This window comes from Hymenobacter sp. H14-R3 (genome assembly GCF_030063445.1).
Taxonomy (GTDB): Bacteria; Bacteroidota; Bacteroidia; order Cytophagales; family Hymenobacteraceae; genus Hymenobacter.
Genome location: NZ_JASITD010000041.1, coordinates 1 through 21,124, shown reverse-complemented (window position 1 = coordinate 21,124; position 21,124 = coordinate 1). Strand labels below are relative to the sequence as shown.

Annotated in this window: 18 protein-coding genes and 1 pseudogene; 14 read left to right on the top strand and 5 right to left on the bottom strand. The window is 64.0% G+C overall.

Annotation, left to right across the window (positions count from 1 at the left end; genetic code table 11):
- Window positions 1-42: 42 nt before the first annotated feature.
- From QMK33_RS22110 to QMK33_RS22100, 3 genes are all read left to right on the top strand, one after another.
- On the top strand, window positions 43-831 hold the full coding sequence (locus QMK33_RS22110; RefSeq protein ID WP_283566804.1) for a DUF2490 domain-containing protein: 789 nt from the start codon (window positions 43-45) through the stop codon (window positions 829-831).
- A 132-nt stretch (window positions 832-963) separates the two neighbouring features.
- The gene (gene poxB, locus QMK33_RS22105; RefSeq protein ID WP_283566803.1) at window positions 964-2,700 is read left to right on the top strand and encodes a ubiquinone-dependent pyruvate dehydrogenase; all 1,737 of its coding nucleotides are present in this window, start codon (window positions 964-966) and stop codon (window positions 2,698-2,700) included.
- Window positions 2,701-2,955: 255 nt separating this feature from the next.
- Window positions 2,956-3,825, top strand: a complete 870-nt coding sequence (locus QMK33_RS22100; protein WP_283566802.1) for a transglutaminase-like domain-containing protein — start codon at window positions 2,956-2,958, stop codon at window positions 3,823-3,825.
- Between the two features lie 99 nt (window positions 3,826-3,924).
- On the opposite strand, the gene QMK33_RS22095 is transcribed toward QMK33_RS22100, so the two are convergent.
- Both QMK33_RS22095 and QMK33_RS22090 read right to left on the bottom strand, forming a co-directional pair.
- Window positions 3,925-4,488, bottom strand: coding sequence for a redoxin domain-containing protein (locus QMK33_RS22095; protein ID WP_283566801.1), 564 nt, complete (start codon window positions 4,486-4,488; stop codon window positions 3,925-3,927).
- Between the two features lie 64 nt (window positions 4,489-4,552).
- Entirely contained in the window at window positions 4,553-5,245 is a 693-nt protein-coding gene (locus QMK33_RS22090) for a 4'-phosphopantetheinyl transferase family protein (RefSeq protein WP_283566800.1), read from the bottom strand.
- Window positions 5,246-5,314: 69 nt separating this feature from the next.
- Here QMK33_RS22090 and QMK33_RS22085 point away from each other — a divergent pair, with 69 nt between their 5' ends.
- The 3 genes from QMK33_RS22085 to folB all read left to right on the top strand — a co-directional run bounded on the left by QMK33_RS22085 (window position 5,315) and on the right by folB (window position 8,016).
- Complete coding sequence (locus QMK33_RS22085; protein ID WP_283566799.1) at window positions 5,315-6,265, top strand: WD40 repeat domain-containing protein; 951 nt, start codon at window positions 5,315-5,317, stop codon at window positions 6,263-6,265.
- Window positions 6,266-6,385: 120 nt separating this feature from the next.
- Entirely contained in the window at window positions 6,386-7,438 is a 1,053-nt protein-coding gene (locus QMK33_RS22080; protein WP_283566798.1) for a DivIVA domain-containing protein, read from the top strand.
- A 218-nt stretch (window positions 7,439-7,656) separates the two neighbouring features.
- Window positions 7,657-8,016, top strand: coding sequence for a dihydroneopterin aldolase (gene folB / locus QMK33_RS22075; protein ID WP_283566797.1), 360 nt, complete (start codon window positions 7,657-7,659; stop codon window positions 8,014-8,016).
- Window positions 8,017-8,025: 9 nt separating this feature from the next.
- Here folB and QMK33_RS22070 read toward each other — a convergent pair whose 3' ends face one another.
- Window positions 8,026-8,724, bottom strand: coding sequence for a hypothetical protein (locus tag QMK33_RS22070; protein ID WP_283566796.1), 699 nt, complete (start codon window positions 8,722-8,724; stop codon window positions 8,026-8,028).
- Window positions 8,725-8,873: 149 nt separating this feature from the next.
- Between QMK33_RS22070 and QMK33_RS22065 the strand changes: the two genes are divergently transcribed.
- The 8 genes from QMK33_RS22065 (at window position 8,874) to QMK33_RS22030 (ending at window position 19,465) form a co-directional block, all read left to right on the top strand.
- Window positions 8,874-9,302: a BlaI/MecI/CopY family transcriptional regulator gene (locus QMK33_RS22065; protein WP_283566795.1), complete on the top strand. Its 429-nt coding sequence runs from the start codon at window positions 8,874-8,876 to the stop codon at window positions 9,300-9,302.
- A complete protein-coding gene (locus tag QMK33_RS22060) occupies window positions 9,286-11,658 on the top strand; it encodes a M56 family metallopeptidase (RefSeq protein ID WP_283566794.1) in 2,373 nt (790 codons plus the stop codon). Before QMK33_RS22065 ends, QMK33_RS22060 begins: the two co-directional genes overlap by 17 nt.
- Window positions 11,659-11,849: 191 nt before the next feature.
- Window positions 11,850-12,401 (top strand): RNA polymerase sigma factor, encoded by a 552-nt coding sequence (locus QMK33_RS22055; RefSeq protein ID WP_283566793.1) that lies wholly within the window; start codon window positions 11,850-11,852, stop codon window positions 12,399-12,401.
- Between the two features lie 51 nt (window positions 12,402-12,452).
- Window positions 12,453-13,343, top strand: a complete 891-nt coding sequence (locus tag QMK33_RS22050) for a HEAT repeat domain-containing protein (protein ID WP_283566792.1) — start codon at window positions 12,453-12,455, stop codon at window positions 13,341-13,343.
- A gap of 126 nt (window positions 13,344-13,469) precedes the next feature.
- Window positions 13,470-14,252: a DUF4097 family beta strand repeat-containing protein gene (locus QMK33_RS22045; RefSeq protein WP_283566791.1), complete on the top strand. Its 783-nt coding sequence runs from the start codon at window positions 13,470-13,472 to the stop codon at window positions 14,250-14,252.
- A 62-nt stretch (window positions 14,253-14,314) separates the two neighbouring features.
- Window positions 14,315-15,169: a DUF4097 family beta strand repeat-containing protein gene (locus QMK33_RS22040; RefSeq protein ID WP_283566790.1), complete on the top strand. Its 855-nt coding sequence runs from the start codon at window positions 14,315-14,317 to the stop codon at window positions 15,167-15,169.
- A 340-nt stretch (window positions 15,170-15,509) separates the two neighbouring features.
- A complete protein-coding gene (locus tag QMK33_RS22035; RefSeq protein ID WP_283566789.1) occupies window positions 15,510-18,101 on the top strand; it encodes a DUF5916 domain-containing protein in 2,592 nt (863 codons plus the stop codon).
- Between the two features lie 89 nt (window positions 18,102-18,190).
- Complete coding sequence (locus tag QMK33_RS22030) at window positions 18,191-19,465, top strand: gliding motility protein GldB-related protein (RefSeq protein ID WP_283566788.1); 1,275 nt, start codon at window positions 18,191-18,193, stop codon at window positions 19,463-19,465.
- 30 nt (window positions 19,466-19,495) lie between these two features.
- Here QMK33_RS22030 and QMK33_RS22025 read toward each other — a convergent pair whose 3' ends face one another.
- The gene (locus tag QMK33_RS22025) at window positions 19,496-20,950 is read right to left on the bottom strand and encodes a carotenoid oxygenase family protein (RefSeq protein ID WP_283566787.1); all 1,455 of its coding nucleotides are present in this window, start codon (window positions 20,948-20,950) and stop codon (window positions 19,496-19,498) included.
- A gap of 76 nt (window positions 20,951-21,026) precedes the next feature.
- Window positions 21,027-21,124: pseudogene (locus tag QMK33_RS22020) on the bottom strand (IS5/IS1182 family transposase); the annotation flags it as partial.

The following is a 21,124-nucleotide window of genomic DNA, read 5'->3' as shown; positions in this document are numbered from 1 at the left end:
GGGGCGGGAGCGGGAGTACCAGTTCCGGGCCCCGCTTCACCCATGACCAAGCATTTTTGGGGTGGCGCCCTGCTGGCCCTGCTGGCAGGCCGCGCCGCCGCCCAGGCCCCGGCTCCCCTCAACCCTGTGCAGCCCTGGGGCAGCTGGGTAATTGCCACGGTGCAGCTGCCGGGCAGCACCGAGCACCGCTGGGGCGGCTACGCCGAGCTGCAAGGTCGCTCCGATGCCCTGGCCCATCGTTTCTTTTACTACGAGCTGAAAGGCGGCGCGAGCTTCGATATCGACCCCAACTTTACGGTGCTGATAGGCGGCGGGCGCTACGCTACTTCCGACTATAAAGACCTGGGAGCCGGCCCGCTCAACATCGAGAAGCGCCTCTGGCAGCAGCTCATACTCAGCCAGTATTCGCACCGCCTCAAACTGGAGCACCGCTACCGGATTGAGCAGCGCTGGTTTCATTTTCGCGACGACAGCACGGCGTTTCGTCAGCGGTTTCGCTACCGGCTCAACGCCTTTTTTCCGCTTAATAAGAAAACTATTACCGCCGGCACGCTTTTTCTCTCGGCCTACGATGAGATTTTTCTGAACCCCCGCGGCCCCGTGTTTGAGCGCAATCGCCTGTACGGTGGGGTTGGCTACCAGATTGATAAACATCTGATTGTGCAGCTGGGCTACGTCAATCAGGCCAACTACAACTACACCAATGCCCAGGGGCAGTTTGTGCTGCAAAACACGGCCGCCAAAAATAACCTGGTGCTGGCCCTCACCTATAAGCTGGCGCACCGTGCCGTGCCGCCGGGCCAAGAGCGCCTGCCCTCGCAGCAAGACTAACAAATTGGGCTGGACGACTTGGCTGACAAATAGTTGGGTAAGATGCTCGTGCGCAAGCGCCGCGCTTTTAGCCTCCCCAACTTCACCGCCTTGCGCCAGCCGCCGTAGACTAATAAAAACAGCTACGAGGTCATGTCCAAAAAATCAGTTTCCGAAATCATCATTGATACCCTGCAAGCCGCCGGCGTGAAGCGCGTGTTTGGCTTGGTGGGCGACTCGCTCAACGGCATTACCGATGCCATTCGGGCCCGCGAGGGCATCGAGTTTGTGCAGGTGCGCCACGAGGAAGCCGGCGCGTTTGCGGCCGGGGCCGAGGCCCACCTCACCGGCGACCTGGCCGTGTGCGCCGGCTCGTGCGGGCCTGGTAACACGCACTTAATCAATGGGTTATTTGATTGCCACCGCTCGCGGGTACCGGTACTGGCCATTGCGGCGCACATCCCGAGCGTTGAAATCGGCACTGGCTACTTTCAGGAAACCCACCCCGAGCGGCTGTTTCAGGAGTGCAGTCACTATTGCGAGCTGATTTCGACGCCCGACCAGGCCGTGCGCATGGTCGAGAGCGCCATTCAGGCCGCGCTGGGCCTGGGTGGGGTGGGGGTGGTCGTTATCCCCGGCGACATTGCCCTGCTCGAAACGGAGGCTCCTGCGCCGCGCCTGGCCGCGCTGGGCCCCGCCAGCGCCATTGTGCCGGCGCCAGGCAAGCTGGCCGCCGCCGCGGCCCTGCTCAACGACTGTAAAAAAGTGACCATTCTGGCCGGCATTGGCTGCTCTGGGGCCCACGCCGAGCTGCTGCAAGTAGCCGCCGCCCTGCAAGCGCCCGTGGTGCACGCCCTGCGCGGCAAGGAATGCGTGGAGCCCAATAACTCCTACGACGTGGGCCTGACCGGCCTGCTGGGCATGCCCGCCGGCTACCACGCTATTATGGATGCCGACGCTATCCTGATGCTGGGTACCGATTTCCCGTACCGCCAGTTTTTCCCCGAAAACGCCCGCGTGGTGCAGGTCGATACCCGGCCCCTGCATCTGGGCCGCCGCACCCGCGTGGAAGTAGGCCTGCACGGCACCGTGGCCGAAACCGTGCAGCACCTGCTTCCCCTGCTGCATGCCCGCCCCGATGATGCCCACCTCCGGGAAGCTCAGGAGCGCCACCGCGCCGACGAAAAGGGCCTGGCCGAGCTGGCTACCGGCGACGCCGGGGCCGCCACGCTGCACCCCCAGCATGTAGCGCGCCTGCTCGATGAGCTGAGCGCCGACGATGCTATTTTTACCTGCGATGTGGGCACGCCCACCATCTGGGCGGCCCGCTACCTGCACATGAACGGCCGCCGCCGCCTGCTGGGCTCCTTCGTGCACGGCAGCATGGCCGGGGCGCTGTCGCAGGCCATTGGCGCGGCGCTGGCTTACCCTGGCCGGCAAGTAGTGGCACTGTGCGGCGACGGCGGCTTTGCCATGCTAATGAGCGAGCTGCTGACGCTGCGCCAGCTGAAGGTACCCGTGAAGATTATCATCTTCAACAACAGCGCCTACGGCTTTGTGGAACTGGAGATGAAGGCCGCCGGCACCCTCGAATACGGCACCGGGCTCAACAACCCCGACTTTGGCCAGCTGGCCCAGGCGGCTGGCGTGCAGGGCTACCACGTGAGCGACCCCGCCCACCTCGAAAGCGTGCTGCGCCAGGCCCTGGCCCACGACGGCCCCGTAGTGGTCGATGCCGTAGTGAACCGCCAGGAACTGAGCATGCCACCCCACATCGAAGTAGCTCAGGCCAAAGGCTTTAGCATTTACGCGCTGAAAGCCCTGATGAACGGCCGCGGCAGTGAGCTGGTCGATTTGGCCAAAACCAACCTCCGCCAAATCGCAGATTAAGCAGATTTCGCTGATTCTGGTGGCGCGGTTAACAGACTGGCGGGCTACTGGGTAATTTCGCCAGCCTGGCTTGAGGAGTGGTGCTTCGGCCTTCGCTGGCTTGGGTGCCACGTGCGGTTTTGTACCGCTGGCGGGAACGATTTGAGTCCTGTTTGTTTAGTAATAAGGGCAATGCGCCCGCGCCGCGCTACCCCGCAGCCGCCTGTTTAAGAGAACAGCCTGCGAAATTAGCGCAATCCGCAAAATCTGCGATTCATGACTACCAACGAAATCAAAGCCCTTATTTCCCTGCTCGACGACCCGGAAATCGCCGCCCAGATTCAGGGCGAAATTCAGGGGTTGGGCGAGGCTATTATTCCCTTTCTGGAAGAATCCTGGGAAGAAACCCTCGACCCGCAGCAGCAGAGCCGCCTCGAAGATCTTATTCACCAGCTCCAGTTTGAGGGCTTGCAGCAGCGCCTGCGCGTGTGGCGCGATGCCGGTGCCCAGGACCTGCTGGAAGGTATGTGGCTGCTCAACTCATACCAATATCCCGACGCTGACCTTCAGGCCCTTAACCGCGCCATTGAGCAGCTGCGCTTTGAGGCCTGGACGCTGCTGCGCCCCGAAATGCACCCCGCCGACCAGATGCAGGTGCTCAACCACGTTATTTTCCGCAGTCATAAGTTCGCGGCCAATACCCAGCACTTCCACTCGCCGGCCAACTCGATGCTGCACCGGGTGCTCGAAACCAAGCGCGGCAACCCACTCTCGCTCGGCGTTATCTACCTGCTGGTGGCCCAGCGCCTTGACCTGCCGGTATTTGGTGTGAACTTACCCAACTTGTTCGTGCTGACGTACTTAGTAAAAAAGGGCGATGACGACCAGGTGGTGCTGCCCTTCTACATCAACTGCTACAACCGAGGCGTTATCCTCTCCAAAGCCGATATTGAGCACTACGTGGGCCAGCTCGGCATCACCTCGAAGCCTGGCTTTTACGAGCCCTGCACGCACCTCGATATTGTGCGCCGCGCTATGCGCAACCTGCAAGTAGGCTTCGAAAAGCTTCACGAACCCGCTAAGGCTGAAGAAGTTGCTCAGCTGCTGTCTATTTTGCTGGAGCAGGATGAGCCGGGCGAGGAGTAAGCGCGTAGTTGAGTAAATAAGTAAGGGGAGTACGGTTGTTCGATTAGCTTGAACAACCGTACTCCCCTTACTCATTTACTCATTTACTCAACTACGCACTTACCGCTTGATGAGGCAGCCGGCGGCGCGCTTGTCGGCCACGCCGGCGGGGCGGCCGGCCAGCACGTTGTCGAGCACCTGCTGCAAGTAGTGCTGCTGCACCCCGCTGGCTACCTGGGGGTTATCATCAATGGCACCGCGGTAGCGCACGGCAAAGCCCGAGCCAGAGGGCTGCAATACCACGGCTTCGGTGGTTTTGCTCACGCTGAGGGCGGCGCTGGCCGCGCCATCGTCGGTGAAGGTGGCCAGCGAGCCGCCGCTGCCCTCGGCGCCGTCGAGGTTGATGGGCACGTTGACGAACATAAACTGCACGCCTTTGCCGCTGTAGGCGCTGTTGAGGGCCGCTAGGCGCTCTTGGTAGAGGCGGGTGTAGGCGCAGGCGGGGTTCATAAACACCACAACCACTGCTTTTTGGCCAGTATAAGCGCTGAGCGAGGCGCTGCCGCCGCTAGTTTTTTGCACCGTGAAGTCGCTCACGGTGCCTTGGGCGCGGGCATAGCTTACCGTAACGGTAGCCAGCAGCAGCGCGGTAGCCAGCACAATCGAAATTTTGCGAAGAGACATGACGGGGGTAGAAAGGGCCAAAGAAGATAAGCGGCGCGGGCCGCGGGCTAGACGTATGAAAAAACTAGTAGCAGTAAGTGAGCACGTAGCCCGCTGCCGGTCGAAGATAACAAATCTGGTGCCGGGAAATACTGTTATGCAGTCGTAGCCGGGCGGGCAGGGTGCCGGGCATGGCCCAGGAGCCCGCCGGCAGGTCGAGCAGCAGGTTGTCGCGGAAGATGATGCCGCGCTGCCCGGCCAGCTTGTACAGCGTTTCCTTGGCGCTCCAGAGTAGGCTGAATAGCTCCTGAGGAGAGGTGCCAGGAGTGGCTTCTTCTAGGATAACGTGCGCTAAGACAGCTGATTCCTGCTCATTTAGAAACTTGCGGGCAATGCGCTGGGCCTTGTCGCGCACCACTTCCACATCGATGCCCAGGGGCGTGCCGGGTGGGGCTAGCAGCGCCGCCACCCACTCGCCCGAGTGCGAGAGCGACACGGCCGGCTGCTTAAAACCAGTGAGAAAGGGCCGGCCCGTGTCGTCGTTGCGCAGCACCGCGAGCGGCCAGCCCACTGGAATGAGGCTGCCCAGCAACTGCTGCACCAGCACCCGCCCGGCCAGCCACTGCGCTTGGCGCGGGCCGTCGGCGCGGGCGGGCAGCAGCGGGGCGTAGGCGGGGGCATCGGCCAGCTGGGGCCAGAGGGCGGCCGGGGTTTCGGTGAGGTGCCACAGGCCAAGCAGGGGGCCGCCGGGCAGGGGCGTGAGCGAGTGGAGCGGCATAACTAAACTTGTGGGTGGCGAAGGTAGGAAGCGGCACTTTGGCGGCATTCTGCCGACCTTTGGGGCCTTATGCTTGCTAACCCGCCGCCGCCCCGCCCCACTGCTATTCGCCTCGGCACCCTGGCCGGCCACCGCGACGCGGTGTACGCGCTGGCCGGCCGCGCTGGCTCCGACCGGGTGTTTTCGGGCAGCGCCGACGGCATGGTGGTGGCCTGGGACAGCGCCCACCCCGAGGCCGACGGCGAGCTGCTGGCCCAGGTGGCGGGCTCGGTGTACGCCCTGCTCGAATTGCCGGCGCGCGGCTTGCTGCTACTGGGGCATAATTTTCAGGGTGTGCAAGCGCTTGATTTGCAGACCAAAACGCTGGCCTTTGCCACGGCGCTGCCGCCGGTGGCCATCTTCGAGATGGTGTTTTCGGAAAGCCGCCAGCGCCTGTACTGCGCCCTGGGCGATGGCACGCTGGCCGTGCTGCGCGGCGACGATTTTCGGGTGGAGCACCTGCTGCGCCTCAGCGACAAAAGCCTGCGCTGCCTGGCCCTGCACGAAGGCCGGGCCGAGCTGGCCGTGGGCGCGTCGGACTGGAAAACCTACGTCCTGGACCTCGACTCGCTCGAAGTCAAAGCCACGCTCACGGAGGCCACCAACTCGGTTTTTGCGCTGGCCTACTCGCCCGATGGCCAGCACCTGCTGGCCGCCGGCCGCGATGCCCACCTGCGCCGCTACGCCGCCACCGAGGGCTACCCGCTCCTCGACAGCGTAGTAGCCCACATGTATACCATCAACCACCTGGCTTTCAGCGCCGATGGGCGCTACCTGGCCAGCTGCTCGCTCGATAAGAGCATTAAGCTCTGGGACCCCACCACCCTGGCCCTGCTGCGGGTGCTGGACAAGACGCGGGCGGCCGGCCACGGCACATCGGTGAATAAGCTGGTTTGGCCGGGCGCGCAGCAGCGGCTAGTTTCGTGCAGCGATGACCGCAGCCTGGCCGTTTGGCAGGTGGTTGCAGCCGCTAGCAGTTAGCTTTCGGCCAGAATCCAACTGCCGGCAGTGTTTTTGCAGCCTCTGGGGGGCAATACCAGTTCTTTCCTATAAATTATACCAAAAAGCCATTAGCTACCAGCTGATGGCTAACAGCTTCTTATGAAAATTACGGCCCTCGATATCCGGCAGAAAACGTTTGAAAAGTCCTTCCGGGGCGTCGATAAAGACGAGGTGCAGGCCTTCCTGAGCACGGTGTCGCAGCAGTGGGAGCGCCTGGGCGATGAGAACCGCGAGCTACGCCTCAAGCTGGAGCACGCGTTGCACGACGTGCAAAAAATGCGCGAAGTAGAGTCCTCCCTCTACCGCACCCTTAAAACGGCCGAGGACACCGGCAATTCCATCACTGAGCAGGCCCAGCGCGACGCCGACCTGCGCCGCCGCGAGGCCCAGCTCCTGGCCGAGCAAACCCTGTCGGAGGCCCGCCAGCGCGCCCGCGCCATTGTGGACGAAGCGTACCAAACGGCCGAAAAAACCGTGGCCGACATGCAGAAGGAAGTGAGCGGCCTGGGCCATGAATGTCAAAGCCTTGAGCAGCAGCTTGATACGTTGGTGCGCGGCCTGCACCACCTGGCCTCCGATGCGCTGGAAAAAGTGGAGCGCGCCCGCGCGCGCCCCAAAAACGGCCCCACGGCCATCCTTTCGCGGGCGGCGAGCGTACAGGTAAAGCGGCCGGCCGATGCGCCGGCCCCCGAACCTAGCCCCACCCCCGATATGAACGTTACCACCGATTCTTCCCGCGCCACGGCTGCCGCCATCGCGCCCACGCCCGCCGCCAGCTTCGGCGCCAATGGCCCCGCGGCCCGCGCTACTCAGCCCACGCCCGGCGGCACTGCGCCCACCGGCTACAACCCCAAGCCCGGCCAGCAGCCCGACCCCCGCAACCCCGACCAAGCCCCCCGCCCCGACATCGAGCGCCCCCAGGCGCCGCGCGAAAACCCCGGCATTGCGCCCGCTCCGCACATCGACCAGCCCGGCCCCGAGCAGGTACCCAACCCGCCCGCGCCCTACGTGGAGCCCATGCGCCCCGAGATTCAGCCTATCGGCCCCAGCCACCCCGAAATTCAGCAGCCCCAGCCCATGACGCACCCTGGCATGGCGGCCAAGCCACAGGCCGAGCCAGTGGGGGAGAAGTCATTCTTTGACGAAATCTAAACCACGGATTTATCGGATTCTTCGAATTAGTCGGATTTTGATGATGTAATTCGGATTAAAATGATAGGAGGAGGGCTGCCCGGTGGGCAGCCCTTTTTTTGTGCGCGTGCAGAGGGCGGGCCACCGGGCAGTCCTACTTTTGCGGCCCACTGCGGCCCGCCTTCGTCATCAAAATCCGATTAATCCGACGAATCCGATAAATCCGCGGTTCAGACATAATGGGACAGATTGCACTCGAAGGACTCGAATTTTTTGCCTTCCACGGGTATTACGACGAGGAGCAGAAAATCGGAAATAAGTACGGCGTCGACCTGCACCTCAAAACCGACCTGCACGCCGCCGGGGCCTCCGACAAGCTGGCCGAAACCGTGAACTACGAGGTGCTCTACCGCCTGGTGCTGGCCGAAATGCAGCTGCCGGCCCGCCTGCTGGAGCACCTGGCTCACCGCATTCTCGACCGCATTATGAGTGAGTTTCCGCAGGTGCGGCGGGCGCAGGTGAGCGTGTCGAAGTTCAACCCGCCGCTGGGCGGTATTTGCCACCGGGCGCGGGTGACGCTGGTGCGTAAGCGCAAGTAAGTTAGCAGGTTAGGTAGGGTATGGCAGAAAGGTTGCCACCGTTTCGGGTGGCAGCTGCGTGAGCAATAGCTGCTGCGCGCGGCAAAAATTCTGGGGCTCCTTATTCTTGACGAGCAGCTGAAATACCTCATCGGCCTTGATGCGCTGCGGGTTATAGTCGGCCAGCTGGGCGGCGGTGGCGCTGCCCGAGAGCAGGCGCACCCCGTGCAGCGCGTGGCTACGCACGAGGTTGTCCTTATTAGCCAGGAGGGCGAAAATGAGCGGCGGAATGAGTGGGCCCAACTGCGGCAGCGTGAAGCATTCGCGCAGCCCAATCACCAAATCCAAATCCAGGTACTGGTGCTGCTTGGTCGGGTCAGCCAACAAGCCGGCTACTACGGGCGGGTAAAAGCCGGCGGGATTTATCTGGGCAATGGCTTGCAGGGCGTAGTAGGTGGCAAAGCTTTGACGCAGACACTGGTGGAGTAGGGGCAACGCCTCGGCGTAGCGCAGGTGGCCCAGGCCCAGCATGGCGCGGGCGTCGGCGGTACCGGCGCGCAGGCCGGCGAGCAGCTCCTCAGCCGCCTGCTGCTGCTGGGCGGGCGTGAGCGCGTCGAGGCCGGCCAGGTCAGTGTGGTACTGGAAGCCGTCGTGCCAAGCCAGGTAGCTGTCGATGGCCCCAAAATACGCCTGGCGGAAGGCTGCAAGCGACTTATCGGGCGAAGGCATAAAGCGAGGGGATAAAAATAATTAAACTGATTATCAGCTTATTGACTCATTATACGATAAATTTCGTACATTGCAATTGTAACTACGAAGGCTGTCGTATAACCTTTGTCCTACGAAATCATTCGTACGAAACTTTTTCGCCGTTAACCATGCCCAAAGCGCCCCCTAAACCTACGGATTCTGAGCTGGAAATATTACACGTGCTTTGGCAGCACGGCCCCGCCACGGTGCGCACCGTGAACGAGCAGTTGAGCCAGCAGCGCGAAATCGGCTACACCACAACCTTGAAAATCATGCAGCTGATGCTGGAAAAAGGCCTGGTGCAGCGCGACGATGAAGGCCGCAGCCACATTTACCGGGCCGCCGTGCGCGAGCAGGATACCCAGGGGCTGCTGCTCGACAAGTTTGTGGCCGCCACCTTCGGCGGCTCGGCCCTGAAGCTGGTGATGCAGGCGCTGGGCAACCGCAAAACCTCGCCCGACGAGCTGGCCCAGATTCGCCGCCTGCTCAACGACATTGAGATTCAGAATGCCACTCCCTCACCCTCTACTCCCGATGACCATGCGCCCGTTGCTTGAAGAATTAGTATCGCCCGCGCTGGTGCGGGGCGTGGGATACGCGCTGCTGCACTCGCTGTGGCAGGGCGGCGTGCTGGCGCTGCTGCTGGCGGGCGTGCTGCCCCTGCTGCGCCGCCAGCGGGCCGAGGTGCGGTACGCCGCATCGGCCGCCGCGCTGGGCACGCTGGTGCTGGCCGCGGGGCTGACGCTGGGCTACTATTACCAGACGGCCCCGGTGGCCTCAATAGTTGAAACCCAAGCGGCCGTTGCGTTGAAAACCACCGCTGGGCTTTCCGTAAAAACCAGCCAGGCTGCCCCTGCGCCCGCGGCGGCGGCGGGCGCGTTGCCGGCTACGTTGGCTACTGCGGCTGCGCCTGCTCACATAGCTGCGCCGCTGGTTTGGCTGCGCGTAACCAGCCGATTGATAGAGGCTTACCTGCCCCTCGTGGTGGTGGCCTGGCTGCTGGGCCTGCTGCTGATGAGCGGCCGGCTGGCGGGCGGCCTGCTCTACGCGGGCCGGCTGCGCCGGGCGGGTACCCAGGCGCTGGGCGCCGAGTGGCAGCAGCGCCTGGCGGCGCTGGCCGCCCGCGCGGGGCTGCGCCGGCCGGTGGCGCTGCTGGAGTCGGCGCGGGTGGCGGGGCCGCTGGTGCTGGGCCACTTGCGGCCGGTGATTTTGCTGCCGCTGGGCGCGGTGGCCGGCCTGAGCCCCAGCCTGCTGGAGGCACTGCTGGCCCACGAGCTGGCGCACATTGTGCGCCGCGACTACCTGCTCAACCTGGGCCTGGCGGTGGCCGAAGTATTGTTTTTCTACCATCCCGCCGTGTGGTTTATGGCGCATTGCCTGCGCGCCGAGCGCGAAAACTGCTGCGACGACCAGGCCGCTGCTCTCTGCGGCGGCGACCGCCTGCGGGTGGCCCGCGCCCTGGCCGCCCTGGCCGAGCTGGAAGCCACCTACGCCCCCACGCCCCGCCTGGCCCTGGCAGCGGCTGGCCCGGGTGGCCGCGGCTCGCTGCTGGCGCGGGTGCGCCGGCTGGCGCTGGGCCGCCCCGAAGCCCCCACTATGAGCGAGCGGCTGCTGGCGGGTTCGCTCACGCTGCTCGGTTTGCTGGGCCTGAGCACGGGCGTGGTGCTGGCCGCCAGCCCCGCCCCGGCCGCCGCGCCGCAGCAGGGCACGCGCCCCGCTACGCCCACCGATACCGCCCGCCGGCCGGTGGTGGCAATGCCCCCGCTGCCGCCCGCGCCGCCCGCGCCCCCGATGGCCGAAGCGCCGCGCCAGCTGGATAAAGTAGTGCGCGTAGACGTGCTTAATGGTGAGCAGCTACGCTTGGCGCGCCCGCCGCGCCGGGGCCCGGCCAGCACGGTAGTTATCGAGAAGGATAAGAAAGGCCGCGTCGTGAACCTGACCGTCAATGGCGAGCGCGTCGAAACGAACACCGGCAAGAAAGCCAAGCGTGCCAAACCCGTGCGCACCGTAGAAGTGGTGCGGGTGCCCGACCCCGCCCTGCGCTTCGAGCGGCCCGAAACGCCCGAGCGCCCCGGCAACTCGTCGTTTAGCTTCGGTTTTTCGACTACTACGGTGGGGGAGGATGCCCTTCGTACCGCCCGCCGGGGCCTGGCCGAAGCCCTGCGCAACCCCGACCTGACCACCGAGCAGCGCCAGGAAATGGAAAAGGAGTTGCGCAAGCTGGAGAAGGAGAGTGCCAGCACGCGCACCTTCGGGAATGGCAGCGCGTTTCGCGAATTTCATTTCAACGTGAAGGGGTCCGCCACGGCCCACCGCCCCAACGACCCGCGCTTTTACATTAAAAACAACCGGCTAAAAATCTATAAATCCGGCCCTGGCAAGGCCGACCGCGCGGCCGCCCAGGCGGACCGCGACGCAGCCCAAGCCGACCGCGCGGCCGAGGAAGCTGACCGCGACGCGGCCCAGGCCGACCGCGATGCCGCGCAAGCCGACCACGAAACCAGCCGCGCCGAGCTGGCCGGCCGCCGCGCCGAGCTGCGCGCCCGCATGGCCGCCGATGCCGCCGAGCTGCGGGCGTTGGAGCAGGAAACCGGCCGCTCGCGGATGCCGGCCCCGCCGCGCGCCCCGCGGACGCCTTTGGGCCCGCTAGGCCCGGTGCCGCCCCAGACCCTGCCCGCACCCCCGCCCCCGCCTGCGCCCAAAACGGCCGAGCTGCGCGCCGCCCTGCGCCAGGATGGCCTGATTAGCAAGGACGAGCGCAGCTTTTCCTTTCAGCTCAATGACAAGGGGGGGCGCGTGAATGGCAAGGCCCTCACGCCGGCCCAGGTAGCGCGCTACCGCCAGGTGCTGGGCCAGCCGGTGAGCGGCAAAGGCAACTCGTCGAGCTTTACTATCAACATAAGCGAAAATTAAGTACTTGTAAAACAAGTAGATAGTGAGCGGGTCGGCCGGCTGGATACCAGCGTGCCGGCCCGCTTTTTTGTGCCCGGCGCGGTCGGCGGCGGGCTTTTTACAAACTATTTTTTCTTCCCCTGTAACGTATGGCTACGCTGCCGGTACTCCCAGTAAATCCCGCTCCTCCTGACCCTTTACCCACTGCCCGGATGCCCGCCGTCTCCGCCCTCACGTTCAGCGACGAAGCCCTGATGGCCCAGGTGCAAGCCGGCGACTTCGACCAGCTAACCGGGCTGTTTGAGCGCTACCAGGGGCCACTCTTTGGCTTCCTGGCCCGCCTGGCCAACGGCGACCGCGAGGTGGCCCAGGACCTGACCCAGAACGTATTTGTGCGGGTGCTGCGCTACCGCGCCAGCTTCCAGCCGGGCCAGGCGTTTCGGGCCTGGGTGTACCAACTGGCCCGCCACGTGTGGGCCGACCACTACCAGCGCCAGCGCCCCACCGCCGACCTGGAGGAAGTGGAAAAAACCGCCGCCCACGGCCGCGCCGCCCAGGCCCAGCGCGCCGCCACCGACCAGCACCAGGCCCTGCACGAAGCCCTGGCCCTGCTGCCCGCCGCCCAGCGCGAGGTGCTGGTGCTGCACCGCTTCCAGGGCTTCGACTACGCCGAAATAGGCGAGCAGCTCGGCTGCACCGCTGGCGCCGCCCGCGTAAAAGCCCACCGCGCGCTGGATGCGCTTCGCAAAATTTACCTGAGTTAACTTATTGATAAATAATACTTTATAAAAAATAACTTCTGCTTTTACCCTGCCATGAGCCACGCTAGCGATTTCCACCTTATTGACCCCACCTGCGCCGCGCTGCGGCCCTGGCTGCCCGAGCTGGCCGATGGCCAGCCGCTGCCGCCCGAGGCGGCCCACCTGGCCGCGCACCTGCCCACTTGCCCCGCCTGCCAGACCGAGCTGGCCGAGTTGCGCCTGCTCTTCAGTGACCTGGATGCGTTGCCGGCTGAGGTGCCCCCGCTGGCCCTGCGCGATAATTTTCTGGCCATGCTGGAGGAAGAAAAGGCGAAGCTGGCGGCGGCTTTGCCTGCCGGCTTGATGGTGGCCCGTGGTGGCCAGCCGTTAGTAGCTACTCAAATTGATGCGCAATCAAAAGATAATCAACAGGTTAAAAATAACAATCAGCAGTGGCTGCGCATCGCGGCCAGCGTGGCGCTGGTAGCCATTGGCGCGCTGCTGGGCCTGTTGTTGCGCGGTGGCCAGCCGGCCGCACCGCTGGCGCAAACTGCGCCGGCGGCGGGCCCCACGCTGTCGGCGCAATTGGCGGCGGCGCGGCAGCTGCCGGCCACGGCCAGCCAGCGCTTGCAGCTGGTGAGCCAAGCCCCGGCCGCGGTGGTCGAGCCCAACGACCCGGCCGTGCTCACGCTTATTCATACCCTCGACACCGACCCCAACCCCAACGTGCGGCTGGCCGCCTGCGAGGCGCTGTTCCGGCTGCGCGCCGACCCCCGCGTGGGCCCCGCGCTGGTGGAGGCGCTGCCCTTGCAAACTGACCCCAACGTGCAGATTACCCTCATCGAAACGCTGGTGACGCTGCGCGAAAAGCGCGCCGTGCCTGGCCTCGAAGAGCTGGCCAAGAGGCGCGATGCGCTGCCCGCCGTGCGCCAGCAGGCCGAAAATGGCCTGGGCCAACTGATTTAAGTGTAGGGTAAGCTTTAGCTTGCCGGCGCTAGAGTCATCTGCTCCGTAATAAATTAACAATCAATTAGTTATCAGCCTGGCGCCGGTAAGCTAAAGCTTGCCCTACAGCTACGTTTCCACGTTATCATGAAAAAATTTGCCCTTATTCCGCTGCTGGCGTGCGCGCTGGCCCTGCCGGCGACGCTGCGCGCCCAGGAGTTTAAAATGAAATTCAACAGCCCCACCAACCGCAAAGTGGTGCTCGACATGCGCGGCTCCGACGTGACGGTGGAGGGCTACGACGGCGACGAGCTGCTCATCAGCGGCCGGGGCGGCTACGAGGCCCCGCCGGCCCTGGCCAACGGCCTGCGCCCCGTGTACAGCGGCGGCAACGATAACACCCGCCTGGGCCTGGCCGTGACGCAGGCCGGCGACAACACCATTCGCATTGGCAAGGCGGGGCGCAACGAGGGGCACTACACGGTGCGCCTGCCGCGCCAAACCGACGTGTCGTTTGCTCAGGGCGGCTGGGGCGGCTCCGACGACCTGACGATGCGCGACCTGGCCGGACGCATCGAAATCAGCCTGCAATCGGGTGATTTGCGGCTGCTGAACGTGAGCGGCCCCATCGTGGCCAACACCATCAGCGGCGACATTCAGGTGAAGTTCAGCGCCACGCCCACCCAGCCCAGCGCCATTTCGTCGGTGAGCGGCGACGTGGACGTGAGCCTACCCGCCAGCGCCAAGCTGAGCCTGTCGATGCGCTCAATTTCGGGCGAAATCTACACCGATTTCGACCTCAACCTGGGCGGCGGCAACGGCCTGCGCCACGTGGGCGGCCAAACCGTGGAAGGCCGCGCCAATGGCGGCGGCACCACCTTTTCGCTCAAGACAATTAGCGGCGACATTTTCGTGCGCAAAAGCAAGTAAGATGCCTGTCTTTCCTCCTCGCAATAACAATCCTTTAGCACTTCAGTCACTTACCTATCCTTATGAATCGCTTTCTACTCGTCGCCGGGCTGCTATTCAGCAGCTGCGCGCCCGCCCTGGCCCAGCGCCTGGTATCGCAAACCGCCACGCTGGCCGCCGGGCAGGCGGTGGTGCTGGACCTGAAATTTGCCCAAAGTATCCGGGTGCGGCCGGGTACCGGGCTGAGCGTGCAGGCCAAGGTGAGCATCAACGACAACCAGCAAAACGACGCCTACAGCCTGGTGCTGGACAAGGCCGGCGACGAGCTGCGGGTGGAAGAAAAGCTGGACGATAACCTGCTGCGCCAGAGCCACTTTACGGGCGATTGCACCGGTGGCAACTTCAACAGCAACTCGGACGGCGTGAACGTGAACCGGCCCGGCAACCGGCGCACGGAAAGCGGCGCGGGCCGCCACGCCTACAACTACTGCGCCCACATCGACTACGAGGTAACGCTGCCCGCTGGCACCGACCTGCGCATCAAGACCATCACCGGCGACCTCGACCTGAGCGCCCTACGCGGCACCATCTTCGTTAACACGGTGAGCGGCAACATCTTACTGAGCGCCCTGGCCGGCCCCGTCACGGCCCGTAGCGTGAGCGGCGATGTGAAGCTGCAACAGCCCGGCACCGCGCCGGTGCGCGCCGCCAGCGTGAGCGGCAACGTGGATGCCAGCTGGCCCGCCGGCCAAAGCGCCGACCTGAGCCTGCACACCGTGAGCGGCGAAGTGTACGCCGACCCGGCCGTAACCTTCCGCAACCTCCAGGAAAAAAGCTACGTGGGCTACGAGCTGCACGGCAGCTACGGCCCCGGCGGCGGCCCGCTGGTGAAGCTCGAATCGGTGAGCGGCGACGTGTTTTTTCGCAAGCAGCAGTAGCGCGAAGCTCCTGCTTCGTGCGCGAGCGCAACGAGCAGGCAGAGCCGGACGACCCTGGCGCGGTACCGCTCACACACGAAGCGGAAGCTTCGCGCTACTAGCGCCATTTCCAATTCAGGTTACCAGCTCCGGTCCGACGGCGGAGCCGGCCGACCGGTTGAGGGATGCGCCGTTTGGTCAGTCGTTCAACCATTGTTCTCGCGACAACCGGTCTGATGGCAGAGCCGTCCGACCGGAGCCGATAACCTGAATTGCGCTGTAAAATACTTGGGGCGCCAGACAACGGCCGGGCCAATGCCTGCGTCTATGGCCCTGCCGCACTTTTATTCACCCGCCCCTCATGTTTTTCTTACTAGCCAAGCAGTGGCCGATTGGCCTGCTGCTGTGCTGTCTTTTCCTGATTGGACTGGCCCCGGCCGCGGCCCAAAAAAGCCTGCCCGGTGCCCCCGCCGCCACAGCTACGCCGCGCCGCCAGCTGGCCGCTCAGCGCACAGCCGCGCCCATTAAGCTTGATGGCGTGCTTGACGAAGCAGCCTGGGCCAGCGCCCCGGTGGCGAGCCAGTTTACGGAGCAGCGACCCCGGCCAGGCCGCCCCGAGCGCCTGCCCACCGAAGTGCGCGTGCTCTACGACGATGCCGCCATGTACGTGGGAGCCAAGCTGATAGAGAACAATGCCGACAGCATTCGGCACGAGTTGACCCAGCGCGACAACGGCGGCAATACCGATTACTTCGCCATTTTTATCGACCCCTACCGCGACCACCTCAACGGCTACGGCTTCATTGTGCTGAGCACGGGCGTGCAGATGGACAGCCGCTACTCGCCCGCCAACGGCGAAGACTTTGCCTGGAACGCCGTGTGGGAGAGCCGTGTGGCCCCGCTGCCCGGTGGCAAGGGCTGGAGCGTGGAGCTGCGCATTCCGTACTCGGCGCTGCGCTTCGCAGCGGCCGATGTGCAGACCTGGGGCGTCAACTTTATGCGCCAGCGTAAAAAAGATAACCAGCAGCTGTTCTGGAACGAGGTGAAGCCCGCCGTGGATGGCTTTGTGAACCAGTGGGGCGAGCTCACTGAGCTGCGCGACCTGCACCCGCCGCTGCGCCTCTCGCTCACGCCCTATGTGAGCAGCTACGTCAACCACTACCCCTACAACGAGCAGGGCAAGCAGAACACCAGCACCAGCTTCAACGCCGGGGCCGACATTAAGTGGGGCATCAACGAGAGCTTCACGCTCGATGCTACCCTGATACCCGATTTTGGCCAGACTATCAGTGATAATCAGGTGCTTAACCTCTCGCCCTTTGAGGTGCAGTACCAGGAAAACCGGGCCTTTTTCACCGAGGGCACCGAGCTCTTCAACAAGGGCGGCCTGTTCTACTCGCGGCGGGTGGGGGCGCAGCCGCTGGGCTTTAACGAGGCGAGCGGGCAGCTGGGGCCGGGCGAAGTGCTATACCACAACCCCGGCGTAACGCGCCTACTCAACGCCACCAAGGTATCAGGGCGCACCAGCAAGGGGCTGGGCGTGGGTGTGTTTAATGCTGTGGCGGCGGCCAGCTACGCCACCCTGCGCGATACCGCTACCGGCCGCGAGCGCGAGCTGCTGACCCAGCCGCTCACCAACTACAACATCGTGGTGCTCGACCAAAGCCTGCCCCACAACTCGTACGTGTCGCTCATCAACACCAACGTAACGCGCGCCGGCACCACCTACGACGCCAACGTGACGGCCGGCGTTTTTCGCTTTGCCGATAAGAAAAACCAGCACGCCTTCAACGGCCAGCTCAACTACTCGCAGCGCCGCGGCCAAAATATGTTTTCCGAAACCCCGGTGAGCGACCGCAACGGCTACAAATACTACCTCAACTACGGCAAGGTTTCGGGCAACTGGACTTGGAACGTGGACCACGGCATCGAGTCGGACACCTACAACCCCAACGACCTGGGCATCCTGTTTGGCAACAACAACGTGAGCCAGTCGGCCACCGTCAACTACAATAAGTATCAGCAATTCTGGAAGGTCAATAACCTGTATACCACGCTGGGCGTGTACCAGTCGCTGCTGTTCAAGCCGCTACTTTACCAAGATGCGGGCCTTTACGGCAGCCTCAATACCACGTTCACCAAGAGCTTCTTATCTACGGGCTTTAACCTGAATATCGACCTCGCCAAGCATGACTTTTACGAGCCGCGCACCGCGCCGCTGGGCGGCTACTACGTGCGGGTGCCCACCAGCTACAACCTGGGCTACTACGCCTCCTCCGACTACCGCAAAAAGCTGGCCTACGATATAAACGCCGGCATTCGGGCCTACGAAACAGACGAGCGCTTCGAGCGCCCGCGCCGCATGGGCTACGGCCTCACCCTGAGCCCCCGCTACCGCGTGAGCGACAAGCTAAACTTTCGCTACACGTTTGACTACGGCCTGAAAGTGAATCAGATAGCCTACGTAAATGATGGCTTCGACCTTGCCCAGCCGATAGACCAGCTCTACAGCTCCATCCTGGGCCCCGACGTGCTGCTGGGCCGCCGCAACGTGTCGACGTTCACCAACACGCTCACCACCAACTACACGTTTACCAACCGCCTCTCGTTTACGATGCGCGTGCGCCACTACGTGAGCACCGTGCGCTACCTCAGCTTTGCGCGCCTGCACCCCGGCGGCCCCGAAGAAGACCTGCCCGGCTACCAGCGCAACCATAATAACAGCTACAGCGCCTTCAACGTCGATGCGTCGCTGGTGTGGTGGTTTGCGCCCGGCTCGCAGGTGAGCCTGGTGTGGAAGGATGCCACCGCCACCTCCCTGCTCGGCAACGAGGCCACCCCGCTCTACTTCGATAACCTGACCAACGTGGCCAATACACCGCACAATAACAACGTGTCGGTCAAGGTGTTATATTATCTTGATTACCTGAGTATCCGCCGCCGCAAGGCCTAGGGCCGGCCGGCCACGCAGCGGAGCTGCCGGCCGGCCGGCCCTAGCTTAGCTGGCGAACTATTACCCGACCTATACCACGGCATTTGTACATGCGTAACAAGCTACTGCCCACGCTGCTGGCGGCGCTGCTAACCCAGGCCGCCGCCGCCCAAACCACCCTCGTGCCCCTCGATTCGCTGCGGGCGCGGGCCAGCCACACGCTGCACGCCAAGCGCTACGCCGAGGCGGCGGCGCTCTTGCAGCAGCAGGCCGCCGCCGAGCCTAGCCAGTCGAGCAAGGCTAGCGTCTACTACAACCTGGCCTGCGCCCGCGCCCTGGCCGGCCAGCCTGCGCCCGCGCTGCAAGCCCTGATTCAGGCGCAGCGGCTGGGTTTCCGCAACCTGGCGCTGCTGCGCACCGATACGGACCTGGCCAGCCTGCGCGCCACCTCCGGATATGCCCAGGTGCTGCGCCGCATGACGCAGGCCGACCTTCGCCTAACCGACCCAAACCAGGCCGAACTGGTAACCAGCGACATTCCCCGGTTTTGGCACGCCTACGACCTGGCGGCCAAAGACACGGCCCGCGCCGAGGCTACTTATCAGCGCGAGTATTTTGACAAGGCCAGCGTGGGCTTGCAGGACTACTTCGCGGCGCGCATTTATTCGGCCAAGCTATTCGTGAAAAACCAGCGCGCCAAACCCGCGTTTTACCAGGCTATTCGGCCCAACACGCTGCGCATTGCCACCATGGCCCCGCAAATAAGGGCGGGCTTTGTCAAGCTGAAGGAGCTATACCCGGCGGCCCGTTTCCCCAATGTCTACTTCGTCATTGGCCGTTGGAACTCGGCCGGTACCATATCGGGCAGCGGGCTGCTGGTGGGGGCCGATATGCTATGCCGCACCCCCAGCGTACCCCTGGGCGAGTTGAGCCTATGGGAGCGCAACGGCTTCAAGAGCCTTAGCGACCTGCCCTACCTGGTGGCGCACGAGCACATTCACTACATTCAGAAGCCGAGCAATGACCGCAGCCTGCTGAAAGGGTCCATCAACGAGGGCATGGCCGATTTTCTGGCTGAGCTCACCGCCGGCCAGCAGCCCAACGCTCGCCTCCAGCCCTACGGCCTGGGCCATGAAAAGGAAATCTGGGCTGATTTTACCAAGGAAATGATGGGCCCCAACTGGAACAACTGGATTGCCAATGACGACCAGGAAACTGCCGCCAAGCCCGCCGACCTTGGCTACTTCGTGGGCTACCGCATCTGCCAGAGCTACTATCAGGAAATGACCGATAAAAAGCAGGCCGTGTATGATATCCTGAATATCAGCGACTACCCGGCTTTTTTGGCCAAAAGCCGCTACGCCGAAAAGCTCGCCGCGCGGTAGAAAGCGCAGGGTAAGCCCGCAGTTCCCTGCTTACTGCCACAGCCCATGAAAGCCCAGCGGAATATTGTGCGGCAGCCGCAGGCGGGCTAAGGTGCGCAGGTCGGCAGCGTCGGCCACGAGCAGGTCGGTGGTGCTGGTGCTGGCGTCGAAGCGCAGGTAGGCCAGGTAGCCATCGTCTTCGGCCTGGCTATTGGGGCGGGGCACCACTACGGGCTCGCTGCACAGGGTGGCGGGCGCGTGGGCGTGGCGCACCTCGCCGGTGTGCACGTCGAGCTTGAGCAGGTGGTCGAGCAGGGGCTGGGGCGAGCTGGCGGGCCGCCCGATGGTCCAGGTGTAGCGGTAGGGCTGGCCCAGGCGGCCGGGGTGAATCTCGGGTAATTCGCCCTCGCAGTCGCCCAATGATTGCCGGGCTACGGTGCCGGCCGCCAGGTCGAGCCGGAAGCGCACGAACCGCGCCTGCGCTTGGTCATCGGGCAGGTTGCCAGCCAGATACGCTTTGATGCTGGCCGAGTCGGGGTAGTTGCCGAGCAGCAGCGCATCGACTACCAGCGTGCCATCGGTGGGGTCCTGGTAGCCATTCACGAAGTGGAAGGCGAAGCCAAAATCGGTGTGCAGCCGGTGCACGGTGCCGTCGGGGGCTACCACCACAATCTGGGTCGGCTGGCTGGCATCGACCTTGATGGAGGCCGCCGGCGAGGTGAGCCCTGCGAAGGCCCGAAACACATCGAACGCCACCGGCGTGAGAAAGAAAATCTGGTGCCCGCTGGCTGTCAGCACGAAGTCGTGGGCAAAGTGGGCGTCGGCCAGTGGCAGCACGTGGGCCACCCGTGCCACGCCGGCCGGGCTCACCTCGTACAGCACCAGCCGGTGCTTGCGGCCCGCCACGGTGCCAAAATTGTGCAGCACGCCGGTGGTGGGGTGCACCTTGGGGTGGGCCGAAAACGGCATTTCGGGCGTGATGCGCCGGTCGAGCCAGCCAAACGGGTTGCGCAGCACCCCGCCGTAGTCGAAGCGCCCCAGCGTGGCCAGCGAGTGGGGGTCGAGGGCATGGGGCAGGCCGCCTTCCCACAGCGCCAGCAGGTGGCCGCCGTGCTCGATGAGGCTGGTATTGGCGGTGTTTTTGAACTGCGTTTTGCCAAAATTGGCCCGCAGCCCGCCGGGCAGGTTGGTGCCAAAGCTGCGGTACAGCATCTTATCGGCGGCTTCCTCAGCCACAAACTCGTCGGTGCGCACGTAGCGGTTGCGGTACGTTACGCGCTGGCCGTCAAAGCAAAAGCGCGCCACCATGCCATCGCCGTCGAAGAGGTGGTCGTAGAGCACGCCGTGCTGTTCGAAGTGGCCGTTGCCGTTGCGCAGCAGCGTACCCACCAGGTTGGGCGGCAGGGTGCCTTCCACCAATTCCAACGTTACATCATCAAATTCGGGCGTGCGGCGGCGGTTGCCTTCCAGGTAAGTGAGCAGGGTAGGGTAGTGGCGAACGGGCATGGGCGCGGTAAGGCAAGGTGCACGCAGCCAACGAGCGCCGGCCGCAATAAGTGCCTATCCGAATAGGGAAACAGCGTCACCCAAAAAGACAATTGTACCACGTAATTCGGGCGCAGGCAAAATGGAGCATGGCCAGGTAGTTTTCCGGCTTTTTGGCCCAGCGGATGAGCAGGT

Excerpts from the sequence above, each read along its gene's own strand:
- QMK33_RS22110 (WP_283566804.1), top strand. The coding sequence starts at position 43 with ATGACCAAGCATTTTTGGGGTGGCGCCCTGCTGGCCCTGCTGGCAGGC.
- QMK33_RS22080 (WP_283566798.1), top strand. The coding sequence starts at position 6,386 with ATGAAAATTACGGCCCTCGATATCCGGCAGAAAACGTTTGAAAAGTCC.
- QMK33_RS22090 (WP_283566800.1), bottom strand. The coding sequence starts at position 5,245 with ATGCCGCTCCACTCGCTCACGCCCCTGCCCGGCGGCCCCCTGCTTGGC.
- QMK33_RS22040 (WP_283566790.1), top strand. The coding sequence starts at position 14,315 with ATGAATCGCTTTCTACTCGTCGCCGGGCTGCTATTCAGCAGCTGCGCG.
- QMK33_RS22100 (WP_283566802.1), top strand. The coding sequence starts at position 2,956 with ATGACTACCAACGAAATCAAAGCCCTTATTTCCCTGCTCGACGACCCG.
- QMK33_RS22025 (WP_283566787.1), bottom strand. The coding sequence starts at position 20,950 with ATGCCCGTTCGCCACTACCCTACCCTGCTCACTTACCTGGAAGGCAAC.
- QMK33_RS22055 (WP_283566793.1), top strand. The coding sequence starts at position 11,850 with ATGCCCGCCGTCTCCGCCCTCACGTTCAGCGACGAAGCCCTGATGGCC.
- QMK33_RS22030 (WP_283566788.1), top strand. The coding sequence starts at position 18,191 with ATGCGTAACAAGCTACTGCCCACGCTGCTGGCGGCGCTGCTAACCCAG.
- poxB (WP_283566803.1), top strand. The coding sequence starts at position 964 with ATGTCCAAAAAATCAGTTTCCGAAATCATCATTGATACCCTGCAAGCC.
- QMK33_RS22085 (WP_283566799.1), top strand. The coding sequence starts at position 5,315 with ATGCTTGCTAACCCGCCGCCGCCCCGCCCCACTGCTATTCGCCTCGGC.
- QMK33_RS22050 (WP_283566792.1), top strand. The coding sequence starts at position 12,453 with ATGAGCCACGCTAGCGATTTCCACCTTATTGACCCCACCTGCGCCGCG.
- QMK33_RS22060 (WP_283566794.1), top strand. The coding sequence starts at position 9,286 with ATGCGCCCGTTGCTTGAAGAATTAGTATCGCCCGCGCTGGTGCGGGGC.
- QMK33_RS22045 (WP_283566791.1), top strand. The coding sequence starts at position 13,470 with ATGAAAAAATTTGCCCTTATTCCGCTGCTGGCGTGCGCGCTGGCCCTG.
- QMK33_RS22095 (WP_283566801.1), bottom strand. The coding sequence starts at position 4,488 with ATGTCTCTTCGCAAAATTTCGATTGTGCTGGCTACCGCGCTGCTGCTG.
- QMK33_RS22035 (WP_283566789.1), top strand. The coding sequence starts at position 15,510 with ATGTTTTTCTTACTAGCCAAGCAGTGGCCGATTGGCCTGCTGCTGTGC.
- QMK33_RS22065 (WP_283566795.1), top strand. The coding sequence starts at position 8,874 with ATGCCCAAAGCGCCCCCTAAACCTACGGATTCTGAGCTGGAAATATTA.
- folB (WP_283566797.1), top strand. The coding sequence starts at position 7,657 with ATGGGACAGATTGCACTCGAAGGACTCGAATTTTTTGCCTTCCACGGG.
- QMK33_RS22070 (WP_283566796.1), bottom strand. The coding sequence starts at position 8,724 with ATGCCTTCGCCCGATAAGTCGCTTGCAGCCTTCCGCCAGGCGTATTTT.